Source organism: Rhizobium sp. P1_E1 (genome assembly GCF_056406015.1).
Window position 1 is genome coordinate 1 of record NZ_JBFUAY010000001.1, and the last position, 26,479, is coordinate 26,479.

The 26,479-nt window shown below is 61.6% G+C and carries 29 protein-coding genes; 11 read left to right on the top strand and 18 right to left on the bottom strand.

Annotated elements, in window-relative coordinates:
• Positions 1-374, bottom strand: a 374-nt coding sequence (locus AC1D1Z_RS00005) for an isocitrate lyase/phosphoenolpyruvate mutase family protein (protein WP_477849078.1), incomplete at its 3' end; no start/stop codon positions are given.
• The gene (locus AC1D1Z_RS00010) at positions 371-1,444 is read right to left on the bottom strand and encodes a bifunctional transcriptional activator/DNA repair enzyme AdaA (RefSeq protein ID WP_447011038.1); all 1,074 of its coding nucleotides are present in this window, start codon (positions 1,442-1,444) and stop codon (positions 371-373) included. The genes AC1D1Z_RS00005 and AC1D1Z_RS00010, both read right to left, overlap by 4 nt.
• A 101-nt stretch (positions 1,445-1,545) precedes the next feature.
• Here AC1D1Z_RS00010 and AC1D1Z_RS00015 point away from each other — a divergent pair, with 101 nt between their 5' ends.
• Both AC1D1Z_RS00015 and AC1D1Z_RS00020 read left to right on the top strand, forming a co-directional pair.
• The gene (locus AC1D1Z_RS00015) at positions 1,546-2,271 is read left to right on the top strand and encodes a pyrimidine 5'-nucleotidase (protein WP_130728727.1); all 726 of its coding nucleotides are present in this window, start codon (positions 1,546-1,548) and stop codon (positions 2,269-2,271) included.
• 173 nt (positions 2,272-2,444) lie between these two features.
• Positions 2,445-3,071 (top strand): CREC-EF hand family protein, encoded by a 627-nt coding sequence (locus AC1D1Z_RS00020; protein WP_130758606.1) that lies wholly within the window; start codon positions 2,445-2,447, stop codon positions 3,069-3,071.
• Between the two features lie 249 nt (positions 3,072-3,320).
• Here AC1D1Z_RS00020 and AC1D1Z_RS00025 read toward each other — a convergent pair whose 3' ends face one another.
• Positions 3,321-4,187, bottom strand: a complete 867-nt coding sequence (locus tag AC1D1Z_RS00025; RefSeq protein ID WP_026230888.1) for an LOG family protein — start codon at positions 4,185-4,187, stop codon at positions 3,321-3,323.
• A gap of 193 nt (positions 4,188-4,380) precedes the next feature.
• Between AC1D1Z_RS00025 and dapD the strand changes: the two genes are divergently transcribed.
• The 3 genes from dapD to AC1D1Z_RS00040 all read left to right on the top strand — a co-directional run bounded on the left by dapD (position 4,381) and on the right by AC1D1Z_RS00040 (position 7,119).
• Positions 4,381-5,241, top strand: a complete 861-nt coding sequence (dapD, locus tag AC1D1Z_RS00030) for a 2,3,4,5-tetrahydropyridine-2,6-dicarboxylate N-succinyltransferase (RefSeq protein WP_477849082.1) — start codon at positions 4,381-4,383, stop codon at positions 5,239-5,241.
• A gap of 101 nt (positions 5,242-5,342) precedes the next feature.
• The gene (dapE, locus tag AC1D1Z_RS00035; protein WP_427146246.1) at positions 5,343-6,536 is read left to right on the top strand and encodes a succinyl-diaminopimelate desuccinylase; all 1,194 of its coding nucleotides are present in this window, start codon (positions 5,343-5,345) and stop codon (positions 6,534-6,536) included.
• Positions 6,523-7,119: a hypothetical protein gene (locus AC1D1Z_RS00040; protein WP_018447757.1), complete on the top strand. Its 597-nt coding sequence runs from the start codon at positions 6,523-6,525 to the stop codon at positions 7,117-7,119. Before dapE ends, AC1D1Z_RS00040 begins: the two co-directional genes overlap by 14 nt.
• Positions 7,120-7,144: 25 nt before the next feature.
• On the opposite strand, the gene truA is transcribed toward AC1D1Z_RS00040, so the two are convergent.
• The 6 genes from truA to AC1D1Z_RS00070 all read right to left on the bottom strand — a co-directional run bounded on the left by truA (position 7,145) and on the right by AC1D1Z_RS00070 (position 12,022).
• Positions 7,145-7,945, bottom strand: coding sequence for a tRNA pseudouridine(38-40) synthase TruA (gene truA, locus AC1D1Z_RS00045; RefSeq protein WP_447011037.1), 801 nt, complete (start codon positions 7,943-7,945; stop codon positions 7,145-7,147).
• On the bottom strand, positions 7,945-8,880 hold the full coding sequence (fmt, locus tag AC1D1Z_RS00050) for a methionyl-tRNA formyltransferase (protein ID WP_446969167.1): 936 nt from the start codon (positions 8,878-8,880) through the stop codon (positions 7,945-7,947). The genes truA and fmt overlap by 1 nt, the downstream gene beginning before the upstream one ends.
• Before the next feature lie 20 nt (positions 8,881-8,900).
• Positions 8,901-9,320, bottom strand: a complete 420-nt coding sequence (locus AC1D1Z_RS00055; RefSeq protein ID WP_446980886.1) for a type II toxin-antitoxin system VapC family toxin — start codon at positions 9,318-9,320, stop codon at positions 8,901-8,903.
• Positions 9,317-9,577, bottom strand: coding sequence for a FitA-like ribbon-helix-helix domain-containing protein (locus AC1D1Z_RS00060; protein ID WP_018244532.1), 261 nt, complete (start codon positions 9,575-9,577; stop codon positions 9,317-9,319). The genes AC1D1Z_RS00055 and AC1D1Z_RS00060 overlap by 4 nt, the downstream gene beginning before the upstream one ends.
• 64 nt (positions 9,578-9,641) lie before the next feature.
• Positions 9,642-10,157 (bottom strand): peptide deformylase, encoded by a 516-nt coding sequence (gene def / locus AC1D1Z_RS00065; RefSeq protein ID WP_182563709.1) that lies wholly within the window; start codon positions 10,155-10,157, stop codon positions 9,642-9,644.
• A gap of 368 nt (positions 10,158-10,525) precedes the next feature.
• The gene (locus AC1D1Z_RS00070; protein ID WP_446993921.1) at positions 10,526-12,022 is read right to left on the bottom strand and encodes a methyl-accepting chemotaxis protein; all 1,497 of its coding nucleotides are present in this window, start codon (positions 12,020-12,022) and stop codon (positions 10,526-10,528) included.
• 205 nt (positions 12,023-12,227) lie between these two features.
• Here AC1D1Z_RS00070 and AC1D1Z_RS00075 point away from each other — a divergent pair, with 205 nt between their 5' ends.
• The 3 genes from AC1D1Z_RS00075 (at position 12,228) to AC1D1Z_RS00085 (ending at position 17,016) form a co-directional block, all read left to right on the top strand.
• Positions 12,228-13,454 carry a DNA recombination protein RmuC gene (locus AC1D1Z_RS00075; RefSeq protein WP_131631080.1) on the top strand — a complete coding sequence of 409 codons (1,227 nt, stop codon included), beginning with the start codon at positions 12,228-12,230 and terminating at the stop codon, positions 13,452-13,454.
• 80 nt (positions 13,455-13,534) lie between these two features.
• Positions 13,535-14,434 carry a ribokinase gene (locus AC1D1Z_RS00080; RefSeq protein ID WP_128408555.1) on the top strand — a complete coding sequence of 300 codons (900 nt, stop codon included), beginning with the start codon at positions 13,535-13,537 and terminating at the stop codon, positions 14,432-14,434.
• Positions 14,435-14,676: 242 nt separating this feature from the next.
• On the top strand, positions 14,677-17,016 hold the full coding sequence (locus tag AC1D1Z_RS00085; RefSeq protein WP_447011036.1) for a methyl-accepting chemotaxis protein: 2,340 nt from the start codon (positions 14,677-14,679) through the stop codon (positions 17,014-17,016).
• An 88-nt stretch (positions 17,017-17,104) separates the two neighbouring features.
• Here the strand turns inward: AC1D1Z_RS00085 and ptsN are convergent, their stop codons facing one another.
• From ptsN to lptC, 7 genes are all read right to left on the bottom strand, one after another.
• The gene (gene ptsN, locus AC1D1Z_RS00090) at positions 17,105-17,569 is read right to left on the bottom strand and encodes a PTS IIA-like nitrogen regulatory protein PtsN (protein ID WP_018244527.1); all 465 of its coding nucleotides are present in this window, start codon (positions 17,567-17,569) and stop codon (positions 17,105-17,107) included.
• A gap of 73 nt (positions 17,570-17,642) precedes the next feature.
• Positions 17,643-18,218, bottom strand: a complete 576-nt coding sequence (gene hpf / locus AC1D1Z_RS00095; RefSeq protein WP_017958734.1) for a ribosome hibernation-promoting factor, HPF/YfiA family — start codon at positions 18,216-18,218, stop codon at positions 17,643-17,645.
• A 292-nt stretch (positions 18,219-18,510) separates the two neighbouring features.
• The gene (locus AC1D1Z_RS00100) at positions 18,511-19,434 is read right to left on the bottom strand and encodes a DMT family transporter (protein WP_447011035.1); all 924 of its coding nucleotides are present in this window, start codon (positions 19,432-19,434) and stop codon (positions 18,511-18,513) included.
• 129 nt (positions 19,435-19,563) lie between these two features.
• Positions 19,564-21,123 (bottom strand): RNA polymerase factor sigma-54, encoded by a 1,560-nt coding sequence (gene rpoN, locus AC1D1Z_RS00105; RefSeq protein WP_477849093.1) that lies wholly within the window; start codon positions 21,121-21,123, stop codon positions 19,564-19,566.
• 155 nt (positions 21,124-21,278) lie between these two features.
• On the bottom strand, positions 21,279-22,055 hold the full coding sequence (lptB, locus tag AC1D1Z_RS00110) for an LPS export ABC transporter ATP-binding protein (RefSeq protein WP_047617258.1): 777 nt from the start codon (positions 22,053-22,055) through the stop codon (positions 21,279-21,281).
• A gap of 40 nt (positions 22,056-22,095) precedes the next feature.
• On the bottom strand, positions 22,096-22,731 hold the full coding sequence (locus tag AC1D1Z_RS00115; protein ID WP_018244523.1) for an LptA/OstA family protein: 636 nt from the start codon (positions 22,729-22,731) through the stop codon (positions 22,096-22,098).
• A 15-nt stretch (positions 22,732-22,746) separates the two neighbouring features.
• A complete protein-coding gene (gene lptC / locus AC1D1Z_RS00120) occupies positions 22,747-23,412 on the bottom strand; it encodes an LPS export ABC transporter periplasmic protein LptC (protein WP_018244522.1) in 666 nt (221 codons plus the stop codon).
• A gap of 224 nt (positions 23,413-23,636) precedes the next feature.
• Between lptC and sppA the strand changes: the two genes are divergently transcribed.
• From sppA to AC1D1Z_RS00135, 3 genes are all read left to right on the top strand, one after another.
• Positions 23,637-24,587 carry a signal peptide peptidase SppA gene (gene sppA, locus AC1D1Z_RS00125; RefSeq protein WP_026188591.1) on the top strand — a complete coding sequence of 317 codons (951 nt, stop codon included), beginning with the start codon at positions 23,637-23,639 and terminating at the stop codon, positions 24,585-24,587.
• A 29-nt stretch (positions 24,588-24,616) separates the two neighbouring features.
• Entirely contained in the window at positions 24,617-24,916 is a 300-nt protein-coding gene (locus AC1D1Z_RS00130) for an integration host factor subunit beta (RefSeq protein ID WP_003544934.1), read from the top strand.
• A gap of 163 nt (positions 24,917-25,079) precedes the next feature.
• Entirely contained in the window at positions 25,080-25,412 is a 333-nt protein-coding gene (locus AC1D1Z_RS00135; protein WP_018447771.1) for a LapA family protein, read from the top strand.
• 52 nt (positions 25,413-25,464) lie between these two features.
• Here the strand turns inward: AC1D1Z_RS00135 and AC1D1Z_RS00140 are convergent, their stop codons facing one another.
• Together AC1D1Z_RS00140 and AC1D1Z_RS00145 are read right to left on the bottom strand one after the other, a co-directional pair.
• The gene (locus AC1D1Z_RS00140) at positions 25,465-25,899 is read right to left on the bottom strand and encodes a GNAT family N-acetyltransferase (RefSeq protein ID WP_065277028.1); all 435 of its coding nucleotides are present in this window, start codon (positions 25,897-25,899) and stop codon (positions 25,465-25,467) included.
• 37 nt (positions 25,900-25,936) lie between these two features.
• Positions 25,937-26,392 carry an SRPBCC family protein gene (locus tag AC1D1Z_RS00145; RefSeq protein ID WP_047617260.1) on the bottom strand — a complete coding sequence of 152 codons (456 nt, stop codon included), beginning with the start codon at positions 26,390-26,392 and terminating at the stop codon, positions 25,937-25,939.
• Positions 26,393-26,479: the final 87 nt, after the last annotated feature.

Below are 26,479 nucleotides of genomic sequence, written 5' to 3' on the forward strand. Positions count from 1 at the left end.
GGATAGAGCCCGCCACCGCCGACCACCTGATCCTCGAAATTGATGCCGACGGCGCCGACCTCCACCAGCTTGGCGACGTTGGCGGCGGCCCCCTCAGGCTCGGCCGAATAGGCGCCTTCGAAATCGACAGAAAGCGGCAGATCGACGACAGCGGTGATGGATCTTGCCGTCTCGACCAGCACCGACATCGGCAGCTTTTCGCCGTCGGCATAACCATGGGCTGCGGCAACCGACCAGCTTCCTGTGGCAAGCGCCTTGGCGCCGGCATCGGTCACCGCCTTCGCCGTCCCGGCATCCCAGATATTGTAGAGAACAACCGGAGCGCCCTTGCGGTGCAATGCGCCGAATGCCTTGGCCTTTTCGTTCTGGTTCATGCTGTCTCCTCCATCTTTGCTTGCGTGCTGATCTTCTCTTCATGCCGCAGCAGCCATTGCTTGCGCCAGAGCCCCCCGCCATAGCCGGTCAACGAACCATCCGCGCCGAGGATGCGGTGGCAGGGCACGATGATGGCAAGCTGGTTGGCGCCGTTGGCGCGGCCGACGGCACGCACCACTTCAGGCCTTTCCATCTCCCTTGCAAGATCGCCATAGGCGCGCGTCTGGCCGGCAGGGATATCGATGAGCTTTGCCCAGACATGTTTTTCGAAGGGCGTGCCGCCGAGCGCCAATGGCGTCCTGAAGACCGTCAGCCGCCCTTCGAAATAATCCCGGATTTCGGCCTCGATCTGGTCGATCGCCGGCGTGCGGCCGATCGCAACCGAGGAGCGGACACGCTTCTGCAGCGCCTCGAGCTCGGTCGGCAGTGCCTTGCGATCGTGGAATTCGAGAAGGTGGAGATGCGTCTGGTCGGCAACGGCCACCATCGGTCCGAGCGGCGTCTCGAGCCAGTTGGCAAAGAGAAGTTCACGGTTCTGCGAGAGCGCCGGCGCCTTGCCGACGAGCCGCTGAAAAGCCGTCCGGAAACCACTTGGAGATTCATATCCCGCCTCAAGCTGCGCATCGATGACGCGTGCGCCATCGGCCAGTTGCCGGGCCGCTTCACCCAGCCGGCGATAACGGACGATATCGTGAAAGGTCATGCCGATCGCCCGCTTGAAGGCGCGACGCACGGTCGAGGGATCGTGTCCTCGGCGTACAAGCTCATCCTCGGTCCAGCGCAGCTGCGGCTCGCCGTCCAGTGCGGCAAGCAGCTCGTCGACGATTGGTTCCCTGCCCGGCTGCTCCAGCGGCCTGCAGCGCTGGCACGGGCGGAAGCCGGAATGCATGCAGGCGGCGATCGTGTCGAAAAAGATGGTATTTTCCCGCTTCGGCTTGCGCGCCGGGCAGGTCAGGCGACAGAAGATGCCTGTCGTCTTGACGCAGACATAGGCCTGACCCTCGTAATCGGCGCTGCGCGCGATCAGCGCATCATAGAGCGTATCATCATCGGGGCGTTCGAAAAGCATGACGCTTTCTAACATTCCGTACCTGCGCCGTCCGCCGAAAATCGGGCGTCTATTCTTTCTTGTCGATTTCCTTGCGGCAGCAGCCGTGCCATAAGACCGCCATGACCAAGATCGACCGCACGCCTGATAAAACCGATTTCGAGCACGTCACAGACTGGGTCTTCGACCTCGACAACACGCTCTATCCGCATCATGTCAATCTCTTCGCGCAGATCGACAAGAACATGACCGCCTATGTCGCGGCACTCCTGCAGATGGAGCGGGAAGAGGCGCGCAAGCTGCAGAAGCAATATTACCTCGACCATGGCACGACGCTGCAGGGCTTGATGATCCATCACGGCATCGACCCGAACGACTTCCTCGAGAAGGCACATGCGATCGACTACACGGCGCTGACGCCGCAGCCGGAACTCGGCGAGGCGATCAAGGCGCTGCCGGGGCGCAAGTTCATCTTCACCAATGGCAGCGTCAAGCATGCCGAAATGACGGCAGAGGCGCTCGGCATTCTCGATCATTTCGACGACATCTTCGATATCGTCGCTGCCGACTACGTGCCGAAGCCGGCGCAGGCGACCTACGACAAGTTCACGGCGCTGAAGCGGGTCGAAACCACCAAGGCCGCCATGTTCGAGGATCTACCGCGCAACCTGACGGTGCCGAAGGCGCTCGGCATGCAGACCGTGCTGCTCGTGCCGCGCAATCTGGAAGAGACGGTCGTTGAATGGTGGGAAAAGACCAGCGGCGAGGAGGATCATATCGATTTCGTCACCGACGATCTCGCCGCTTTTCTCCGCAAGATTATCGGCCTCGGCAAGGTTACCGGCTGACGGCTTTAGGTCTTTATTTGATGCATGTCGCTCTCCCAAAACCGCTGCACAGTTTTGGGCGACATGCATTAGATTACCAAGTTTTCACTCAGCTTACCGATGTTTAACTGGGTCTTCCGGGGCTGCGGCCATATCTTCTTTCGTGAGGGGACACCTTACGAAAGGCAAACACGATGTACCGCAACAAGCTGATACTGGCAGCGCTTTCCTCCACCCTCATCTTCGGTGCAACCGCCGGGGCAGGCTTTGCCGCACCCGGCGACGGGCCGCGCCAGCACGCCGGCATGCACGGTCCGGGGGCTGCTGCCTTCCGCGAAATCACCTATGTCCGCATGCTCAAGCAATTCGACGCGAACAAGGACGGGAAGGTCTCCAAGGACGAGGCAACGGCCGGCATCGACAAGCTCTTCGCCGCGATCGACACCAACAAGGACGGTTCGCTGACACCGGGCGAAATCCGTGAGTACCGGCAAACGCAGATGCAGGCGATGAGAGATCAGCGCAAGCAGGAGGCCGGCGAAAACAAGGATGCGAATGCCGCAGCCGCGACGCCAGACAATAACGACCAGGGACGGCCGCCGCGCGATCGTCACGGTGGTCGTGACGGAGATCGCTGGATGCGCCATGGCGGCAACATCATGCGTGCCTCGATCATGATGCACCGGGTCGACACGGACCAGAACGGCCAGATTTCCAAACAGGAAGCCGAAGCCGCCTTCGACAAGCTGTTCACCCGGATGGACCGCAACAAGGACGGTGTCATATCGATCGACGACATGCCGGACCGGCCGCTGCTCTAGAACAGGATTTTTAGGCCGGATCGGCCTAAAATCTCAATCCTGTTCTAAGTTAAAGAGTGAGAGCATGATGTCGTCCGAAAACCGCTCACACTTTTCGGCATCATGCTCTATCTCTTTGTTTTCACGCAATTCCGGACGCAAAACCGCTACGCACTTTTGCTGGAATTGCTCTAAGGCCGGACGACGACATGCCCTTGCCTTTCCCCGTCTCGACGGGGAGAGGCTCTGCAGCTTACCCCTCCGAAGCGCCTATTCGCGGTGTTCGTAGAAATTCTGGACGATCTTCCATGCCTCTTCCGCCGTATCGACGAAGCTGATCAGCTTGACGTCGTCGGGCGCAATCGTCCCGAATTCCGCCAATGCGTCGAAATTGATGATGCTCCGCCAGAACGCCTCCCCGAAAAGGATCAGCGGCAGGCGCTCCATGCGGCCGGTCTGGATCAGCGTCAGGCATTCGAAGAATTCGTCGAGCGTGCCGAAGCCGCCGGGAAAGACGGCGATCGCCTTGGCGCGCACCATGAAATGCATCTTGCGGATGGCAAAATAGTGGAAGTTGAAGCTGAGTTCCGGCGTCACATAGGCGTTCGGTGCCTGCTCGTGCGGCAGTACGATGTTGAGGCCGATCGAAGGGGCGCCCTCGTCGGCCGCGCCGCGATTGCCGGCCTCCATCACGCCAGGGCCGCCGCCGGTGACGATGACATATTCGTGGAAATTGAAGGTGGCAGAATATTTCGAGCAGAGCCGGGCGAATTTGCGCGCCTCGTCATAATAGACGGAAGCCGCCTCCAGGTTGACGCGCTGGATATCGTTGCGGGCCGCCCAGGCGCTCTGGCCGGGGGCGGGAATGCGGGCGCCGCCGAACATGACGACGGTCGACCTGATGCCGCGTTCGGTCAGCATCATTTCCGGCTTCATCAGTTCCAGCTGCAGGCGGATCGGCCGCAGCTCCTCGCGGCAGAGGAAATCCTCGTCGACATAGGCAAGGCGGTAGGCAGGCGACATCGTCTGCGGCGTCTTCGGCACGGCTTCGGCGCGCTGCCTGTCGGTTGAGCTGCTCTTCAGCGGGTCCCATACGCCATCCTTGCGCCGCGAACCGCCGTTTCGTCCCTTCGCCATGTCGAAATGCCTTTCAGTATTGCCGGCTACGAAGCCGGATATGTCGCTATAACGCCTTGAATCCAGGTATGATCTTGTCGGAAAAATCATTCCGTTCTACGGCTTCATGCTGTAGAGCAGGGTAAACCCCGCCAACCGCAATTCCGGAGACCCCGCCGTCTCCACGATAAAGATCGAAGTTTAAGGAATTCTCATGAGCGCCACCGACCTCGCATCCCTCGAAAAGATCATCGAAGCCGCCTTCGACAATCGCGACAATGTGAACACGTCGACGAAGGGCGAGGTTCGCGATGCAGTCGAATCAGCACTCGATCTGCTCGATGCCGGCCAGGCCCGCGTTGCCGAACGCTCCGCCGACGGTGCCTGGACGGTCAATCAATGGCTGAAGAAGGCCGTGCTGCTGTCCTTCCGCCTCAACGACATGGATGTGGTGAAGGGCGGCTCGGGCAACTCGACCTGGTGGGACAAGRTTCCTTCGAAATTCGAGGGCTGGGGCGAGAACCACTTCCGCGCCGCCGGCTTCCGCGCCGTGCCGAACTGCGTCGTGCGCCGCTCGGCCTATATCGCCCCGAACGCGATCCTGATGCCCTCCTTCGTCAATCTCGGCGCCTATGTCGGCGAAGGCACGATGGTCGATACCTGGGCCACGGTCGGCTCCTGCGCGCAGATCGGCAAGCATGTGCATCTCTCCGGCGGCGTCGGCATCGGCGGCGTGTTGGAACCGATGCAGGCCGGCCCGACGATCATCGAGGACAATTGCTTCATCGGCGCCCGTTCCGAGGTGGTTGAAGGCTGCATCATCCGCGAAGGCTCGGTGCTCGGCATGGGCGTCTATATCGGCAAGTCGACCAAGATCGTCGACCGCGCCACCGGCGAGGTGACCTACGGCGAAGTGCCGCCCTATTCCGTCGTCGTCGCCGGCTCGATGCCGTCGGGCAATGCGACGATGGGCAACGGCCAGCCGGCGCCGCATCTCTACTGCGCCGTGATCGTCAAGCGCGTCGATGAGAAGACCCGCTCGAAGACCGGCATCAACGAGCTGCTCAGAGATTGATGACACCGGGACGTTGATCCGGTAAACAGACGGCGTCTTTTTACGCGAGGCGGCCCCGCCTTGCCATGTCTTTGCCATTCCCGCCGGATAGTTCGACCGCCATGACCGCTACCGACCCCGTCGCCAATCTCCAGACACTGATTCGCTGCCCGTCCGTGACGCCCGCCGAAGGCGGCGCACTGTCGGCGCTGGAGGCGATGCTTGCGCCGCTCGGCTTTACGGTCGACAGGGTGAAGGCGAGCGAGGCGGGAACGCCCGACATCGAAAACCTCTATGCCCGCCTCGGCAAGGATGGCCCGCATCTGATGTTTGCCGGCCATACCGATGTCGTGCCGGTCGGCGACGAAGCCGCCTGGACGCATCCGCCGTTTGCCGCCGAGATTTCCAAGGGCGAGCTTTTCGGCCGCGGCGCCGTCGACATGAAGGGCGGTATTGCCTGTTTCGTCGCCGCCGTCGCCCGGCATATCGAGAAAAACGGGCCGCCCAAGGGCTCGATCTCCTTCCTGATCACCGGCGACGAGGAAGGGCCGGCGATCAACGGCACGATCAAGCTGCTGCAATGGGCGGCCGAACGCGGCGAAAGCTGGGATGCCTGCCTCGTCGGCGAGCCGACCAATCCGGACAGGCTCGGCGACATGATCAAGATCGGCCGGCGTGGCTCGCTGTCGGGTAAAATCACCGTTCGTGGCGTCCAGGGTCATGCCGCCTATCCGCATCTTGCCGACAATCCGGTGCGCGGCATGCTGCAACTCACTCACGCGCTGATGGACCCGCCGTTTGACGGCGGCACCGACGATTTCCAGCCGTCGAACCTCGAAGTGACCACGGTCGATGTCGGCAATCCGGCGACCAACGTCATTCCGGCCAAGGCATCGGCAAGCTTCAACATCCGCTTCAACGACAGCTGGACCGTTGAAACGCTGCGGGCCGAAATCCTGCGCCGCCTGGACGTTGCTGCCCGGGACGGCGCGTTGCGGCCGGACCGCGAGCCGGTGGCCTACGATATCGTCTGGGCCGATCGGCCGAGCCATGTCTTCCTGACGCGCAACAATGCGCTGATCGCCTCGCTGTCTTCAGCCGTCGAAAGCGTTTCCGGCCAGTCGCCGCGACTTTCGACCACCGGCGGCACATCGGATGCGCGCTTCATCAAGGATTATTGCCCGGTCGTCGAGTTCGGCCTCGTCGGCCAGACAATGCACATGGTCGACGAGCGCGTCGCTGTCGCCGATCTGGAGACGCTGACGGCGATCTACCAAACCTTCATCGCTCGCTGGTTCGCCAATGCCGGGCTTTAGGGAGGTTCAATATTACCTGGCCGGCCTCTGGCTGCTGATCCGGCTGGATCCGCGCGGCTTCCGCTACCTCGATATGTCCGAGCGCGGCGTCAACCGTTCGTTCTGGGCGATGCTCTGGTGCCTGCCGCCGATGGGTATTTCCTGGCTCTGGTGGCGACAGGCCTTTCTGCGGTCGATGCCGCCGGAAGCCGATGTCAACTTTGCCTTCTATATCAGGCTCGGCCTCGTCGAGGTCGCCAACTGGTTCGTGCCGCTGGTCTTTGCCGGGCTGCTGCTGCTTGCCGTCCGCATGGGCGAGCGTTTCGCCCCGGTCGTCGTCAGCGTCAACTGGCTCGGCGTGCCGCTCTCCTATATCAACGGGCTGCTGCTGGCGCTGGTGTTCTTCCTGCCCGGCTCCGTCGGCCTCGTCTCGCTGCTGCTGCTCGCCTTCATGCTGGCGCAGGTCTTCGTGCTGGCGCGCATCCTCCGAATGATCTGCCACGGTCACGCGCTGATGGTCGGGGCGTTGACACTGGTGCTGCTCGTGCCATCGATGATCCTTTCGGAATATCTGCAGCACTTCCTCGGCATCTATCCCGCCTGATCAGGCTCCTGCTGGAGCGGTATCTTCATGACAGATCATCATCAGTATCGGTGACCGGCCTTCGGCGATCGACGATCACCTCGGGATAATCCACCTGCATGAAATAGAGTCCGTCCGGCGGCGCCACCGGGCCGCAGGCCTTGCGGTCGCGCGCCTCAAGCGCCGCCTCGACATCATCAGGCGTCCATTTGCCTTCGCCGGCGAGCTTCAGCGTGCCGGCGAAGGAACGGATCTGGTTGTGGAGAAAACTCTGCGCCGTGGCGCGGATCTCGATCAGTTCGCCATTGCGCGTCACATCCAGCCGGTCGAGCGTGCGCACCGGGCTGTTTGCCTGGCAATGGGCGGCGCGGAAGGTGGAGAAATCGTGCCTGCCGACCAGCCTCTGGGCGGCAGCGTGCATGACCTCGTGATCGAGCGCCTTCGGCACCCACCAGGCCTTGCCGGCTTCAAGCGCCAGCGGCGCCCGGCGACTGACGATGCGATAGAGGTAATGGCGCCGCAGCGCCGAAAAGCGCGCATCGAAGAAATCGGCAACCGCCTCAACATCGAGTATGGAGACGCGCTCGCCGGCGAGCCTCAGATGCGCGTTCAACGCATTCTGCAGCTGGTAGGGCGACCACGCCTTCGAAAGATCGGCATGGATCACCTGCCCCATGGCATGGACGCCGGAATCAGTGCGTCCGGCGCCGCGGATCGACACCGTCTCGCCGGTCAGCGACAGCACCGCGGCCTCGATCGCGCCCTGCACCGAGGGGCCGTTCTCCTGCCGCTGCCAGCCGACATAGGGGCCGCCGTCATATTCGACGGTCATGCGGAAACGCGGCATCAGGTAAGCCTCGTGCCCGCCGCAAGCGGCGTGCCCCTGAGGAAATCCGCCGCCGCCAGCGGTTTGCCGCCGGCCTTCTGCAGCCTGGTCAGCCGCACCGCGCCCGAAGCGCAGGCGACCACGAGATCATCCGTCAGCAATTGCCCGGCAGCACCCTGCCCCTGAGCCAGTTCGGAAGCCAGCACCTTCACCCGCTCCGGCTTGCCGCCGATTTCGAGCTCGAACCAGGCACCGGGAAACGGCGCCAGGCCGCGGATGTGATTGTGCACGTCCCCGGCATCCCTGGAAAAATCGATGCGCGTCTCGGCCTTGTCGATCTTGGCGGCATAGAGCACGCCGTCTTCCGGCTGCGGCGTCAGCGGCAGGTCGTTCATCTCGAGTTTCACCATAGCCTCCGCCATCGCCTTGGCGCCCACGAGCATCAACCGGTCGTGCAGCTCGCCAGCCGTCGTGTTCGGGCCGATCTCGACCTCGCGGGTCAGTGCGACGGCGCCGGTATCCAGACCCTTGTCCATCTTCATCACCATCATGCCGGTTTTTGCGTCGCCGGCCATGATCGCCCGCTGGATCGGAGCAGCACCGCGCCAGCGCGGCAGCAGCGAGGCATGGCCGTTGTAGCAGCCATCCCTTGTGCCGTTCAAAATCGCTTCCGGCAGCAACAGTCCGTAGGCAACGACGACGCCGACATCGGCATTGAAAGCGCGAAACCTCTCGCGCTCCTCGGGGTCCTTGAAATTGACCGGGGTGACGACCGGCAGGCCGAGCAGCTCGGCCGCCTGATGCACCGGCGATTTCTGCAGATCGAGGCCGCGCCGCCCGCCCGGCCGTGGCGGCTGCGTATAGACCGCAACGATCCTGTGCCCGGCATCGACGAGCAGGCGTAGGGTCGGGACCGAGAACTCCGGCGTTCCCATGAAGATGATGCGAAGAGACATTTTATCTCGCCAATTGAGGATCAACCGTCTTCAAACGGATTTACGAGCTTGAGATCAAGCCCCTCGAAATCTCTGGTGTTGCGGGTCGCAAGCGTCGCGCCGTTTGCAAGGCAGATGGCGGCAATCATAGCATCCTTCGTTTCCATCGGCCGTCCCGCCTTTCTGCGCTCCGCAGCCAACGGGCCGTAGCGATGCGCCGCACTCAGGGAAAAACCGAGGATACGGCCCGAAAATTCCGACTCGATCCGATTGAAGTCGGACACCAGCGCTGTCTTTCGCCTGCCATCATCAAGGAGTTCAAGACCGTAACGCATTTCGGCGACTGCAATCGTCGTCAGAAAAAGCGTCTCGACGTCGTAGACGTCCAGCCAGTTCAATATCCGCTCGCTGTGGGTCCTCCCCTGCATTTCGGAAATCACATTCGTATCGAGGACGATCATCTGTCGAAGCGCGGCGGTTCGCGGTCGCGTTCGTGGCGAGATGCGGCGATGGCCTCCACTTCATCTTCGCTCAATCTTTCGTCACTCATCAGAGAGCGCAGGCGCTGCCCGGCGGAAGCTCCTGAGCGCTCCACGGCAATCTGCCGGCGCATGATTTCGATCGCCTCTTCCGAAAGGCTGCGGCCGTTGCGCTGCGCGCTTTCCTGAAGCTGCAGCTTCATTGCATCCGGAACATCTCGAATAAGCAGGTCACCCATTCGGCACCTCCATCATGATATCGGTGATATCATAGTGTCTCGCCGGTGAATTTTCAACGCAGCGTCACAGCGCCTTTGACTTTGCCGCCTTGGTGAATTTCTTGATGACCATCTCCCGCTTCAGCCGCGAGATATAATCGATGAAGAGCACGCCGTTCAGGTGGTCGATCTCGTGCTGCAGGCAGGTGGCGAGCAGTCCGTCGGCTTCCACTGTCTGTTCCTTGCCGTTCAGGTCGAGATATTTGACCGAGACGACAGCCGGGCGCTCGACCTCGGCATAATAATCCGGAATCGAAAGACAGCCTTCCTCATAAACGGAGTGCTCGTCGGAGGATTTGACGATCTCAGGATTGATGAAGACCTGCGGCTGCTTTTCCTCGCCCTCGCGCGAGATGTCGATGACGAGCATGCGACGCGGCACGCCGATCTGGATGGCGGCAAGGCCGATGCCCGGCGCGTCGTACATGGTTTCGAGCATATCGTCGGCAAGACGCTGCAGGTCGGAGTCCACCCGCTCGATCGGCTTGGACAGCTGGCGGAGAACGGGATCGGGAAGAATGATGAGTGGCTTGATGGTCATGGCGTTCCCATAACCCATCTTTTCCGACTATGGAATTATCCGGCAGGCGGGGAATACGCTTTTTTGCATCCCCGCCTGGAATTTCGCCATAGAGCCTTTCCTGGTCAGATTGAATCATTCTGTTGGCTCAAACGGAGTCGGATGGTCGACCGGCCGGCGCGCGTCGTAGCCAAGCTCTACGGCCAAGCCGGCCGGTCGATCAGCCGGCCCGTTTCAGCCAACCCGAAGGGCCGGGCATCTTTCCGCCAGGATCAAAGGCGATCGGCTCGGACGTACCAAGAGGTATGCCCGTCGCCAATCGCCTTTGCCCTGACGAAAACCTGCTCCGGCAGAATGCTGCAATCTGACCAGGAAAGGCTCTATTCGCCTCAGGCCGCCCGGCGGGCAGCACTGACGGAATGGCCTTCCGGCCGGGCGCGGAAGCGCCGCAGCAGCTCGATCAGGGTTTCCACCTCGTCCTTGAGGCGGCGCGTTTCCGCCGAAGACTGTTCGACCATGTCCGAATTCTGCTGGGTGATCGCACCCATGTTGCGGACGGCGACGCTGACCTCGTTGACGCCGGTCGCCTGATCGCGGGCGGCGGCGGCGATATCGGCGACGAAACGGTTGATGATGTCGATGCGGCTGATCATGTCGTTCAGCGCTTCGCCGGTGCTGGAGACGATGCCGACGCCCTGATTGACCTGGGTCGAGCTCTGCGAGATCAGGTTCTTGATCTCCTTGGCCGCTTCCGCGGTGCGCTGGGCGAGCTGGCGGACTTCCTGGGCGACGACGGCAAAACCCTTGCCGGCATCGCCGGCGCGCGCCGCCTCAACGCCAGCGTTCAGCGCCAGCAGATTAGTCTGGAAGGCGATCTCATCGATAACGCCGATGATCTTGGAGATCCCGGTCGAGGATTTCTCGATGCCGGCCATCGCCGAGACGGCGCTGGTGACGAGTTCGCCCGAGTTCTTCGCCTTCTCTTGCGTCTCACGCACGGCGTCCGAAGCCTTCTCGGCATTGGCCGCCGTCTGACCGACGCTGACGGACAGCTGCTGCAGGGCGGCCGAACTCTCCTCGACGCCTGCCGCTTGCTGGGCAGTGCGCAGCGCCAGATCGTTGGTTGCATTGGAAATGACGTCGGCGCCGCTCATGATATGACCAGAAGTCTCGCGCACGGAGGCGAAGGACTGGCGAAGGGCGCTGACGGCGCGGTTGTAGTCCTCGGCCATCTGCCGGAAATTGCCCGGCAGGTCGGACGGCAGGGTGGCTTCGAGATCGCCGTTCGACAGCGCTTCCAGACCGAGGCGCAGCTGCTCCAACGCGATCGCCTGATCGGATTCGGCCTGGGCACGCTCTTCTTCCAAGGCGCGGCGCTTGGCTTCGAGCGTCTCGAGATAGACCGAGATGGAATAGTCCATGTCCAGCATACCGGCCTTGATGACGGCCGACAGCTTCTCGGCCAATGCCTTGCCCTCTCGGCGCGCAAAGATCGACGGCCACTGCTTCTCCATGATGCCCTTGACGAGCTCGGACATGACGATGGCATAACCGCCAATATACCAGCGCGGCTCCAGCCCGATGCGGGCGTGCGTCCGGCCGACCGCGGTCACGCCGTTGACATAGCTCTCGTCGAACGCGCCGCCGGCGAGATTGGCCCAATGATCCTGCTGGCGCTTCTTGGCATGGCCGACATGGTTCTTATCGGCGAAGAAGCCTGCGACAGCCGGGGTCTTAGCGATCTTGGCGTAGAATTTATCGAGGGCACCGCCGATCAGCTCCGATATGACCGGGCGCAGATCCCGCATGGACTTGCGCGCTGCCTCATCCAGTTCGATGAAATCGAGGCGCTGCCTGAGGGCGTTTTCGGTCTGCTGGGCGGTCATGGGGATCTCTGTACTTGGCGCGACGCGCGCGGGAAGGAATTTCTGCGCGCAGGTTTTGGCCAATATGGTTGAGCAATCGTTAAATCGGACGGCGATTTCTTCTCTCCGAGCGAGGAAGAGCGATGGCTTGCGAGGATATTGGGGGCCGCCCATTCCGTTCACGTTTTGATCTATATATTGCCGTTTCTTCTGTTATGCTCGCGGCATGACCATCCATTCCGAATCGCTCGCCCTTTCCCTTGCCTCGATCAACCCGGCCATGCTGGCGCTCATCGGCGGAGGTCTCGCCGCCCTCGCCCTGCTGGTGGTCGTGCTTCTCCTGCGCAGTGCCAGCCTTCGCCGCGAGCAGGCGGAGGAAGCGAGCTTTCGCGCTGAGGAAAACGAAGCGCGGATGGCAGAACTTTTGAAGATCCAGGCGGAGATGCAGGGCCGCATCGCTGTCATGACCGAGGTCTTCGGCGCGCGGCAGAGCGAACTCAACCAGACGATCAGCCAACGCCTCGACGGCATGTCGCAGCGCGTCAGCTCGACAATCACCGAGCAGACGAAATCGACGCATGAGAACCTGCAGCGGCTGCAGGAGCGGCTGGCGGTCATCGATGCCGCACAGAACAATATCCAGACGCTCGCCAAAGATGTCGTCGGGCTGCAGGCCATTCTGTCCAACAAGCAGACGCGCGGCGCCTTCGGTCAGTCCAGGATGGAAACGATCGTCGCCGACGGCCTGCCGATGGGCGCCTACGCCTTCCAGCAGACGCTGTCCAACGGTTCGCGGCCGGACTGCACGATCCGCATGCCGAACGGCGCGCCGCCGCTGGTGATCGACGCAAAATTTCCGCTCGAAGCCTGGAACGCGATCCGCGACGCCGGCAGCCCCGAGGCCGGCAAGATCGCCGGCCAGCAATTCCGCCGCGACATGGAGGTCCATATAAGGGACATTTCCGAGAAATATCTGATCCAGGGCGAAACCCAGGATACGGCCTTTCTCTTCGTGCCGTCCGAATCGATCTTCGCCGAGATCCACGAGCACTTCGAACCGGTGGTGCAGAAGGCGCACCGCGCGCGTATCGTCATCGTCTCGCCGTCGCTGCTGATGCTGTCGATCCAGGTCATCCAGGCCGTGCTCAAGGATCAGCGCATGCGGGCGCAGGCGCATCTGATCCAGGGCGAGGTGGCGATCCTGATGGACGATCTCAGCCGCCTCGACGAGCGGGTGCGCAAGCTGCAGGGCCATTTCGCCATGGCGCAGAAGGATATCGACATGGTGGTCACGTCAGCCGACAAGCTCACCAGGCGCGGCGCCAAGATCGAAGCGCTGGAATTCGAGGCGGGTGGCAGCGATGCAAAACCCGCCCGCGACAGCGAAGCCGCGGCTAAATCGGTGGAAAGCCGCACCGGTCTTCTGAAGCTCCGGGTGGTTGACGAAGAGTGACCGCTTCGGGCAGTGTCTCGCCCGCATGAAACAGTTGGAGCATGATTTCATTTGCAGGCTCCAGAAGACGGGACACATTCATGATCACAGTTTTCGGGTCCATCAACATGGATCTCATCGCCACGACCGAGCGCCTGCCGAAGCCCGGCGAGACGGTGGCCGGCAACGGCTTTGCCACGGCCGCCGGCGGCAAGGGCGCCAACCAGGCGCTGGCGGCCCGGCGCGCCGGCCGCTACGTGCATATGGCCGGCGCCGTCGGCAAGGATGCTTTCGCTGCGGAGGCGCTGGCCCTGCTCGATGATGCAGGCACCGACCTTTCTCTGATCAAACATGTCGATGGCCCCACAGGCACGGCGCTGATCCTTGTCGGCGGCGACGGCGAAAACATGATTGCCGTCGTTCCCGGCGCCAATGGCCAGGTCACGCCCACCGATGCCGAGACGGCGATCGGCCGCATGAACGAAGGCGATATCCTGATGCTGCAGCTCGAAGTGCCGGCTGCTGCCGTCGAGCGCGCGCTGTCGGCCGCCCGCGCCAAGGGCGTCACCAGCATCCTCAACCTCGCGCCGCTGATCCCCGATGCCCCGCGTCTCGGCCGGCTCGCCGATATCGTCATTGCCAACGAGACCGAATTCGAGCGGCTTGCCGGACAGGAAGGCATGGACGCCGCAGCGCGTGAGGCAGCCCTTGTGCGCCTACACGCGGAGACGGGCCAGACGCTGATCGTAACGCTCGGCGGCGATGGGGTCATCGCGATTCGCGACGGGGCGATTTCAAGGGCGCAAGGTCTCAAGATCGAACCTGTCGATACGGTCGGCGCCGGAGACACTTTCTGCGGTTATTTCGCCGCGAGCCTCGACGACGGCCTCGATTTTGTCTCGGCGCTGCGCCGCGCGGCGGTTGCCGGTTCGCTCGCCTGCCTCAAGGCCGGGGCGCAACCGTCGATCCCTTTGAGCGAGGAAGTCGCAGACAGGATATAGCCGCGTCTCTTTGCGAAGCCGCCGGCAAAACTCCCTGTAATTCAGGGCGTTCCGGCGATTTTCATGGCCCCGATCGATAGAGTTTCATTTAAATTTAAGAGATTTCCGGCGATGTTCCTCGTGGTCGCCGGCGCCTCCCGCCTTTCGGATTCCGGACTTCCAAGCGGCTGCCCCATGATGGGGCGAGCCTTTGCTCCTGTGCCGGAGAATGCCCGTTCGGCGCATCCTTGCCCGAGGACCCCATGTTCATTTTTCGAATGAAATCGCTTGCCGCGAAACTCATCGTCATCACCGGCATCGCCATCGCGCTTGTTCTCATCGTTTCGAACTTTTTCCTCATCGGCCAGACCCGGGATCGCGTCCAGACGCTGACGATGGATCAGGCCAACCTCGAGGCAAAGTCGATCGCCAATGAAATCGCCGCCAATGTCGGCGAACTCGCCAGCGCCGCACGCACCATGTCGGGCGTCATCGGCCGCGGCCATGAAGGCAAATCGCTCGATCGCAAGGGCATGATCAATGTGTTGAAGGCCAATCTCGAGCAGAACGCCTTCGCCTTCGGCAGCTGGTTCTGCGAGCAGCTCGGCGCGCTTGACGGCAAAACCACCGAGATCGCCAACAATAATGACGAAGGCACCAACAAGAACGGCGCCTTCACGCCCTACTGGTCGAAGACCAAGGACGGTGGCATTCAATATTCGACCTTCGATAATGATTATACCGCCGCATGGTGGAAGCTTGCCGCCGACAGCGGCAAGGGCGCGATCACCACGCCCTATATGGCCGAGGGAACAGATGTGCCGACGCTGCTGACCTCGATTGCCTATCCGGTCATGTCTGATGGTAAGATGATCGGCGTCGGCGGCGTCGACATTTCGCTGAAGTCGCTGACCGACAAGCTGCAGGCGCTGCATCCTTTCGGTTCGGGCCGCGTCACGCTGTTGTCGCAGGCCGGCAACTGGATCGTCGCGCCGATCCCCGACCTGATGACCAAGGAATATGACGGCGAGGGCGCCGACATCGTCAAGACGGCGCTGTCCAGCAAGCAGCCCGGTCTCGTCAGGAACCTCGCCTATGACGGCCTCGATCCCTTCGATCGCGTCGTCTATCCGTTCGCGGTTCCCGGCGTCAACGCCACCTGGGTCGTGCTCGTCGACGTGCCGCACACGGCGATTAACGCGCCGGTGCGAGACCAGACCTACGTGATGATCATCAACGGGCTGATCGTGCTTGGTGCCGTCATGCTGGCGCTCTATTTCGCCGTCCGCTCTTTCGTRCAGCGGCCGCTCGGCGGGCTCGTCGCCAGCGTCAAAGCGCTGAGCGACGGCCAATATGGCGAACCGGTCGCTGCTCAAGATCGCAGCGACGAAGTCGGTTCGGTCGCCAAGGCGCTCGAAGGCTTCCGCTTCACGCTCGCCGACAGCCGCCGCCTCGAAGACGAAGCCGCCAGAGAACGGCAGGCGGCCGAGACCGAGCGTAGCCGCTCGGAATCGGAACGCCAGGAATCGGTGTCGCTGCAGCGCCATATCGTCTCGATCGTCGGCGCCGGCCTTTCCGCGCTGTCGCAGGGCAATCTCGGTCACCGCATCACGGACGAATTCCCCGGTGAATACGGCAAGCTGAAACAGGATTTCAACGCAGCGCTCGCGAGCCTGGAAGAGACCATCAACACGATGAACCTCAGCGTCGCCAATATCGGCTCCGGCACCGGTGAAATCAGCAACAGCGCTTCCGACCTCGCCAAGCGCACCGAGCAGCAGGCAGCAAGCCTGGAAGAGACGGCGGCCGCGCTCAACGAGCTCACCGCACAGGTCGATTCCAGCGCCGAGAATGCGCGCACGGCAGCCGAGAACGTCAACCTTGCCTGCCAGGATGCCGAAAAGTCCGGCGAAGTGGTGCAGAAGGCGATTGCCTCGATGCAAGGGATCGAACAATCTTCGACGGAGGTTTCGCGGATCATCGGCGTCATCGACGAGATCGCCTTCCAGACCAACCTGCTGGCCCTGAATGCCGGTGTCGAGGCGGCGCGTGCCGGGGAAGCCGGCAAGGGTTTTGCCGTCGTCGCCCAGGAGGTGCGCGAACTCGCACAGCGTTCGGCCAATGCCGCAAAGGAAATCAAGACGCTGATCAACACCTCGGCCGTCCAGGTCAAGGAAGGCGTCGATCTCGTCGGGCGCGCCGGCGGCACGCTGCACAAGATCGCCGAACAGGTGATGGGCATCAACGACCTCATCCGGCAGATCTCGGCATCGGCCAGCGAACAGGCTGTCGGCCTGAAGGAAATCAATCAGGCCATGAACCAGATGGACCAGGTGACGCAGCAGAATGCGGCCATGGTGGAGGAAGCGACCGCGGCGAGCGTCGCACTCAACGACGAGGCGCAGACGCTGAAGGCGCTCGCCACCCGCTTCAATGTCTCGGGTTCGAGGAACGCCGCAGCCCTTGCCTCCGTCGCGCAAAAGATGCGGGCGCCGGCGGCTGCGGCCCCTTCGCTTCGCGTGAGCGCCCCGGCGGTCCGTCGCTCCCTTGCCCCGTCGCCTGGATCCGCGGCCGTGGCGCAGGACAGCTGGGAAGAGTTCTGATCGTTCAGCGCATCATAATGCGAAAGGCGCCTGAGAGATCAGGCGCCTTTTTGCATTCGAGAATCGATGCGTTATCGCGCGACGTGCGTCAGGCAGCGTTCGACGTCTGCTCTTCGTTGAGGAAGGCATAGATCGCCTGGGAGGAATCGGTGGCGCGCAGCTTGGCGACCAGATCGTGATCGCGCAGCACGCGGGCGATCCGCGACAGAGCCTTGAGATGATCGGCGCCCGCCCCTTCCGGCGCAAGCAGCAGGAAGACGAGATCGACCGGCTGGTCGTCCAGCGCCTCAAAATCGACCGGCTGCTCCAGCCGGGCGAAGATGCCGACGATCGAATGGATGTTGACCAGCTTGCCGTGGGGAATGGCGATGCCGTTGCCGACGCCGGTCGAGCCAAGGCGCTCGCGCTGCAGGATGACGTCGAAGATCTCCCGTTCGGAGAGCCCGGTGATCCTGGCGGCTCTTGCGGCCAACTCCTGAAGCAGCTGTTTCTTGGAATTTACTCTGAGGGCGGGAATGATCGCATCCTGATGGAGCAAATCTGCCAATGCCATTTCTTTTTCCTTCTGTCGCCGGGATCAGATAATGCAAGGAGCGGCGGCAATACCGCCGCTCACCACCCTGATCTCAGCCTTTGATACTGGCTGAATCGATCCAGCCAATATTTCCGTCGTGCCGACGGTAAACGATGTTCAGATGTTCCTTGCCGGGGCTGCGGAACAGGAGAAGCGGCTCGTCGGTCATGTCGAGCGCCATCACGGCGGTGGCGACCGACATGGTCTTCAACTGCTTCGTGCTTTCAGCGACGATCGCGGGAGCGAAATCGTCGGCGATTTCATCATCGTGATCAGGAACGGAATCCATAACCGTGTAGGAGACCTCTGCAAAACCATTCAGATGGTTTCCGGCGTGATGGTCCTTCAGCTTGCGCTTGTAACGCCGCAGCCGTTTTTCGATCCGCTGGGAGGCGGCGTCGAAAGCCAACTGCGGGTCGGTCGCCTCGCCGGCCGCATGCAACACCACCCCGCTGTCCAGATGCAGCTTGCAATCCGCCGAGTAACGAGAACTCGCCTTTTCCACGGTCACCTGGCCGGAATATCCCCCGTCGAAGTATTTCGTGATGGCCATACCAATTTGGTCCTCGATCTTTTGACGGAAGGATTCACCAATTTCCATATGTTTCCCGGATACACGCACACTCATGGAGTTTCCCTTCTTATGGTCGTTTGCGGGTATCAGTTTACGCCAAGCATCAGGTTCATCCAAGCACTTCGCGCAATCTCAAGCAAGATCGGCTTAGGCCTGCGGGTCCTTGGTGCCCTGGGGATGATGGGGATAACTCCAGATGCCGTTCACGGCACCGATTGCGGCGCGCTTCTAGCCACAGGTTACCGAAAAGTCAATAGGGCGGCGAATCACCATCAGCGGCACTCGGACAACGTGTGTCGGGTACCTTGCTGGGTAACGCATGCCGCCAATCACCACCCTAACCACTTTACGCATTTCGCGCTTGAGTTGTATTCATCTTTGCGGGGATCGTCATTGCAGCGACGCCTGCTATGACGCAGACGAGTCCGATCCAGGCCGTCGAGCTCAGCCTCTCGCCGAGGAAGACGATGCCGATCGCAACACCGATCGGCACTCTGAGATAGGCTTGCGAGGTGGTTCCGACCGAGCCCAGCGTCTGGATGAGACGGAAATAGATCGCAAAGGCGAGCGCCGTCGAAAAAGCGGAGAGGGCAAGCAGCGCCAGCATCGATGCTGCCGAGGGATCGAGCTCCCATGGCCGATCGACGATGAGGCTCATGGGCAAGAGAATGACCGCGCCTGAGATCAGCGAGCCGGCCGCCGGCACTGCGGGATCGAGCCCCTTGAAGTTCTTGCTGAAAATCGCGGCACCTGCATAGCAGATGGTCGCCAGGATGATGGCGAGTTGCGCCATCAGGCTTTCGCCGAGACCGCCGAGCGCTTCGACGCCGATGACGAGGCAGATGCCGGCAAGCCCGGCCATAACGCCGAAAAGCCGTCGCAGCGTCACCTGCTCATGGCGGGTCATCAGCACGGTCAGCAGGAAGGTGAAGATCGGCGTTGCCGAATTCAGGATCACCGCCAATCCGGCATCGACGGACTGTTCGGCCCAGGCGATCAGTGTGAAGGGAACGACGCTGTTCAGACAGGCCTGAACGAAAAACCGCCGCCAGGTCGCACGATCGCGCGGCAGGCGGACACGCCGTTGGCGCAGCACGGCCAGCAGAATGCCCCCGGCAATCAGCGTGCGGGCGGCGATCAACGTTACAGGTGGGATCGTCTCGACGCCGATCTTGATGAAGCTATAGGAGGAACCCCAAAGGGTCGCCAGCACCAGCAGCAGGAAAAGCTCCCTGGCGAGGTTCGGATTTCGCGGCGTCATCGTCGGCATTTCGATCTTCGTTCAAGAAAATTCAAAGGGTTGCAGCGCCGTTGCGCGTCTGAAAAGACGCAGGGCGCTGGAGAGGAATAACGGGATTTGCGGGCAGAATGCTTCGATCCAGGTCGAAGCATGACAGCGTCAGAAGCCGGCGACCTTGGCGAGCGCCCGCTTCTCGCGGCGGCGCTGGACCGAAGACGCGATGTTCATCGCCTCCCGGTATTTCGCAACCGTGCGGCGGGCGAGATCGACGCCGCCCTTCTTCAACATGTCGACAATATCGTCATCGGAAAGCACCGCTTCCGGGCTTTCCTGCAGGATCAGCGCACGGATCTTGTGACGCACGGCCTCAGCCGAATGGCTGTCGCCACCAGCGACGGCGCTGATCGAGACGGTGAAGAAATATTTGAGTTCRAAGAGGCCGCGCGGCGTCAGCATRTATTTGTTCGASGTGACGCGGCTGACGGTGGATTCATGCATCTTGATCGCCTCGGCSACCGTCTTCAGGTTCAGCGGGCGCAGATAGTCGACGCCGTGCAGCAGGAAGGCGTCCTGCTGGCGGACGATTTCGCTTRCCACCTTCATGATGGTTTTTGCCCGCTGATCRAGGCTGCGCGTCAGCCAGTTGGCGSTCTGCAGGCAATCGGAGAGGAAGGCGTGATCCTCGCCGTTCTTTGTCACCCGGGAAAAATAGGACTGGTTGACCAGCACGCGYGGCAGYGTATCCGGATTGAGCTCGACCAGCCAGCCGCCSTCCGAGGAGGCTCTGACGACCACATCCGGCATGATCGCTTCGGAAACACCTGCCTCGAAACCACTGCCGGGCTTCGGATTGAGCTGGCGGATYTCGCCGAGCATGTCGAGAAGATCTTCCTCATCGACGCCGCAGAGCCGCTTCAACGTGGCGAAATCGCGCCGGGCGAGCAGTTCGAGGTTTTCGACCAGAACCTGCATGGCGGGGTCGTATCGGTCCTTCTGCCGGAGCTGGATCGCCAGGCATTCGGCAAGGCTGCGGGCGAAAACACCCGGCGGATCGAGGCTCTGGAGGGTGGCGAGCACGCGCTCGGCCTGTGCGAGGCTCGTGCCCAGCCTCTCGCCCGCCTCGACGATATCGGCCTGCAGATAACCGCAGTCGTCGAGCTGGTCGACGAAATTCTGCGCGATCAGCCGGTCGGCCATGTCAGGCAGGACGAAGGGGATCTGCTGGGCGAGGTGATCGCGCAGCGATACCTGGCCGGCGACGAAATCGTCGAGATCGTAGTCGGCGCCCTCGCCGCTGCCCGGCATCGATTTCCACTGGCTGACGAGCTCCGGCGCATCGAGGCGCTGTGGGGCGCCGTCATCAGGAAAGACATTGGTATAATTGGCGTCGAGTTCGTCGTTCAGCCGGCTCGTGCTGGCACTGCCGCCATTGTCATACCAGTCGCTGGAGAGCGCCTCGGCGCGGTTGTCATAGCCATCGTCCGACCCGGCATCCTCCGGCTGATGAGCATACTGCTCATCTTCGCTTTCGCCACGTTCTCCGACCGCCTCGCCGTCATTCGACGGAAATTCGAGCAGCGGGTTCTTCTCCACTTCCATGGCGATGAACTGGTTGAGTTCGAAATGAGTCATCTGCAGCAACTGGATGGATTGCATCAGTTGCGGTGTCATCACCAGGGACTGGGTCTGGCGCAGGAAAAGATTGGCGGACAGTGCCATGACGGACGCGAAACTCCCCTCGATTCCTCCGGGAAACCGCGTCCGATCAAGGCTTCAGGCCACGGAAATCCAAGTTGGCCCAAAAATTGCTTTTTTATTGTATTTGGTCAAGCGGAACTATGCCGACAAGGTGAATTTCTGCGGGCCGCCCGGTATCAGAGGCTGAAATTGTCGCCGAGGTAGAGCCGGCGCACTTCCGGATTGTTGACGATGTCGTTCGCCCGGCCATGGGTCAGCACCTCACCGGCATGGATGATGTAGGCGCGGTCGATCAGACCCAGCGTCTCGCGTACATTGTGGTCGGTGATGAGAACGCCGATGCCGCGCGCCGTCAGGTGGTGAACGAGATTCTGGATGTCGGCGACCGAGATCGGGTCGACGCCGGCGAAGGGTTCGTCGAGCAGCATGAAGGTCGGGTCGGTCGCAAGCGCACGCGCGATTTCGAGGCGGCGGCGCTCACCGCCGGAAAGGGCGACGGCGGCATTCTTGCGCAGCTTCTGGATATGGAACTCCTCCAGCAGCTCGTTCAGCTTCTGCTCGCGCTCAGCCTTGTCCTTCACATGCACTTCGAGGACGGCGCGGATATTCTCTTCCACCGTCAGCCCACGGAAGATCGAGGCTTCCTGCGGCAGGTAACCGACGCCGAGACGTGAGCGGCGGTACATCGGCATGGTCGTGACGTCGTTGCCGTCGATCTCGATCGTGCCTTCGTCCACCGGCACAAGGCCGGTGATCATATAAAAACAGGTGGTCTTGCCGGCGCCGTTCGGGCCGAGCAGGCCGACAGCCTCGCCGCGGCGCACCACCAGCGAGACGCCGTTGACGACGCGCCGCGTCGCATAGGTCTTCGTCAGACCGCGTGCGATCAACGTTCCCTGATAACGGCTCTTGTCGGCGGCACCCGCAGCTTGTGGCCCGGGCTTGCCGAACATGGTGGATAGCGATGATAATTTCACGTGGGAGGCCGGCTTCTCAGTTCTGCTTCTGCTGCGGTGTATTCGGCTTCGATTTCGGATCGAGCTGAATTTGGACACGCCCGCCGCAGCTTTCAAGCTCCGCCTGGCCAGTCTGCATGTGAACCGTCAGTTTGCAGCCGGTAAAGACGTTCGGCCCGTCCGACAGGATAACCTTGTTCCCCTCATCTGCCGTGAGGATGAATGTCTGCGAGGCCATGTCGAAATTGCCGTCATCGGCGGTCGCCGTCTGCGTGCCCGAGGTCAAGAGGACCTTGTCCGTCACCAGGATCTTGTCGATATCTGCACTTCCCGATGCAAGCGAGGCCGACTGCTCCGGCTGGGCAGCGGGTTGCGCCCCGTCGGCAGCCGGCTTTGCCGCCTTGTCCTTGTAATAGACGGTCATCTTGCCGGACTGCATCGTCGTCGTGCCTTGAACGACCTTGACCTTGCCGGTGAAAAGCGCGGTGTGTTCCTGGTCATGGATCTCAAGCTTGTCGCTTTCGATCTGGATCGGCTGGTCGTTGGAAAGCTTCATGCCCGACATCGTGGTCGACTGCGCACCCGCGCCCGAGGCCGTCAGAATGAGGGCAAATGCGCCGGCAACGAATGCCATGCCTGTCTTGCAAGTGGAAATGCGACAATCTTTTGTCATGGATGACCCGGCTGGTTAAGTGCCCTGTTTATGGATGGTGGATGGATCGACATTCATGCGAACATTCCCCTCGAATGTGATCACCCGCCCCTTATCGGTTATCTCCATCGACTGCGCAACAATGGAGGCATTGTCCTTGGTGATGGTGACGGGATCGTCGCTCCGCATGTTTCCGCCCTTGATGTCGAGCTGGGCGGACTGGAAATTCGCATTGAGGCCGCTGCTCAGCACCAAAGTGAAGGGGGCCGTCATATGCAGATTGTCGGTAGTGCGGTTGTAGTCTGCGGTCGAGGCGACGACGCGGGCGATCAGGCCGTCATTCATCGGCACGGCGGCCTTGATGGTTTCGAGCGTGATGAGATTGGGATTGCGGATGTCCTGCAGCGCCCTTTCGGCCAGCATCGAATAGTTGATGCCGTCGGAATTGCGGCCAGCGATCGCCGGCTTTTCCATCACGACCTTGCCGTTCTCGATCTTGGCGCCTTCCAACTTGATGTTCTCGGGCAGATAGATGCGGACCAACGCCACCGCGGTGAGGCTGGCTGCGATGACCAGGGCCGCCACCGGCAGCAATATTTTCAGCCGCCGCACGCGGGCGGAATGGAACAACGCATCGCCATAGGCATTCTTGCCCGACCCTGAATAGGCGGCATGTCCGTTGTTCTTCAGGGTATCGAGCATAGGCCTCGTCCATGTGCGGTGATCGCCGCGCCTYCATAACAAAGCCGGCCGCAATCACAGTTCGTTTCGCATTATTACATTGGCTTGCCAATATGGAATTTTTTCTGCAACAAGCAACAAAACGGAAAAACATTGAAAAGTGGCATTCGTACGGGCCGCTGCCACCCTATTTCACCGGGTCGATCGGCGGCATGCCGAAGCCGGTGCCAGCGCTGGAGGTTTTTATGGACAGTTCGATCATCGCGGATCGCCGTCGGCTGCGCCGCAAGCTCGGCTTCTGGCGCCTCATCGCGGTGGCCCTCATCGTGGCACTTGGTTTCGCCTTCTACCGCTTCGCCCTCGGCGATACCGGGACGGAGCGCCCGCACATCGCCCATGTGACGATATCGGGGCTGATCGTCGACGACGACGAGCTTCTGGAGCGGCTGAAGAAGGTCGAGACCAGCGACCAGGTGAAGGCAGCAGTGATTTCGATCTCCTCGCCCGGCGGCACGACCTATGGCGGCGAAAAAATCTTCAAGGCGATCCGCGCGATATCAGCCAAGAAGCCTGTCGTCTCCGACGTCCGCACACTTGCCGCCTCTGCCGGCTACATGATCGCCACCGCCGGCGATACCATCATTGCCGGCGACAGCTCGATTACCGGCTCGATCGGCGTCATCTTCCAGTATCCGCAGATCCAGCCGCTGCTCGACAAGATCGGCGTCTCGCTGCAGGAGATCAAGTCTTCGCCGCTGAAGGCCGAGCCCTCGCCCTTCCACGAGGCGAGCGAGGAAGCCAAAGCGATGATCCGCAACATGGTGGTCGACAGCTATAACTGGTTCGTCGACTTGGTCGCCGACCGGCGCAAGCTGCCGCGCGACGAGGTGCTGAAACTGGCCGACGGCACGATCTATACCGGCCGCCAGGCGCTGAAGGTGAAACTCGTCGATGCCATCGGCGGCGAGGCTGAGATCCGTGCCTATCTCAAATCACGCGGCGTCGACGGCGATCTGCCGATGGTCGACTGGGACAAGAAGAGCAATACGCCCTTTCTGCTCGCTGGGGCTGTTTCGCGGTTGATTACGATCTTCGGTTATGATGATCTCATGAAAACCCAGGATATCAATGGAATCCTGCCCCCAAAGTTGCTTCTTGACGGGCTGCTTTCAGTTTGGCAGGTTGGCCACGATTGATAAGAAATCAATAATTTAAGGGGGCGAATGTGATCAAGTCCGAATTGGTGCAGATTGTTGCCGCACGCAACCCGCATCTCTATCATCGCGACGTCGAGAATATCGTCAACGCGGTTCTCGACGAGATCACGGATGCACTGGCTGCGGGTAACCGAGTCGAATTGCGCGGCTTTGGCGCCTTTTCGGTCAAGAACCGCCCTTCGCGCTCCGGCCGCAACCCGCGGACCGGCGACACCGTCTTCGTCGAGGAGAAGTGGGTGCCCTTCTTCAAGACCGGCAAGGAGCTGCGCGAACGGCTCAATCCCGGCCAGGCCGACGAAGAGGATTGAGCGGCGCGAACCGCCTGCGGCGAAACCGCACTTGAACTCGAGGGCCGTTTTCCTATTCTGGTAACGCATCGTGCTTTGCGYGTCTTACAAAGACGCGTGGCGCTGTAAGCATGAAACGCGCCCCTCAAAAAGACCGGCGCAATCTGCCGCGTGGAGACCTCAAATGGCCAAGAAGATCGTCAACCTATTGATTCTGCTGCCGCTCGGCGTCATCCTCATCGTCTTCTGCGTCGCCAACCGGCAGAGCGTCACGCTCGCCTTCAATCCGTTCCGGCCTGATGATCAGGTGCTCGCGGTTTCCGCGCCCTTCTTCGTCTTCCTGTTCATCGCGCTGATTACAGGCATGCTGATCGGCGCGGCCGCCACCTGGTTCAGCCAGGGCAAACACCGCAAGCGCGCCCGCACCGAGGCCAAGGAAGCCATCCGCTGGCAAAGCGAGGCCGACCGCCACAAGAACCGCGCCGAGGAGATCGCCGGGCAGCTGCCGGCGCGATAAAACTGGTCAATATTCGTTTGGCTCGGTTTCGGCGGCCGGCTTTCGGCGGCAGTCAAACCGGAAAAAAGCTCAGCTCCTCATAGTCGCCCTCCGGCGACGCGCCGTTGCCGGTCACATGGAAACCATGGGAAAGGTAGAACGCCTTTGCCCGCCGGTTCTTTACCAGGCATTTCAGCCGGTACCGGTGTTGCGGCCATTGCGGCAGGGCGTGCAACAGCGCGGTGCCGGCGCCCCGACCCTGGAATTCCGGTCTTAAGTAGAGCATGTGGATGAAATCGTCCTCCGGCCAGAGCGACAGGAAGCCGGCTACGCTGCCATCCGCATGCTCGCAAACGAAGACCGTCTCGCCATTGGTATGGGCGGCGAAATCCTCGCGATGGAACTTGCCGGGATCGACCCAGACGAATGTTTCGCGGCGCACGGAAAGATAAATCTCCGCGAGCATTTCCTGGTCTTCCGCCCGCGGCGGCCTAATGGTCCACGTCATCATGCCGATTTAAACGAAGCTCCAACCCGCGCCAAGCCTAACCGGCCGCCATCTTCGCGACGACCGCGGCATTGAAATCCGAAAAGAACCCTTCGGCGAGCTTTTGCGAAGCCGAGTCGAGCAGACGGGCGCCGAGCTGGGCGAGCCTGCCGCCGAGTTCGGCCTTCGAGCGGTAGTGCAGGATAGTCTCGGCACCCCTTTCCTCAAGCACGATATCGGCGCTGCCCCTGGCGAAGCCGGCAAGACCGCCCTTGCCTTCGGCCGACAGCGTATAGCTCTTCGGCGCGTCGACATTGGAAAGCGTCAGCAGCCCATGGAAGGTGGCGGACAGCAGGCTGAACCTGACTTTGATCGTCGCCTCGAAGGCGCTCGGCGAAAGCCGCTCGATACCTTGGCAGCCTGGAATGCAGCCACGCATGATGTCGGGATCGTTGAGTGCTGCCCAGACGACGTCCCGCGGCGCGGCGATGCGTTCTTCGCCGGTGAAATCCATTCGATGGCCCCATCTTCGATTCGCTCATCTTATCCCAGCGGGAAAGCGCTTTGCCAAGGCGGGACGGAATGTTATCTGCCGGGTTCC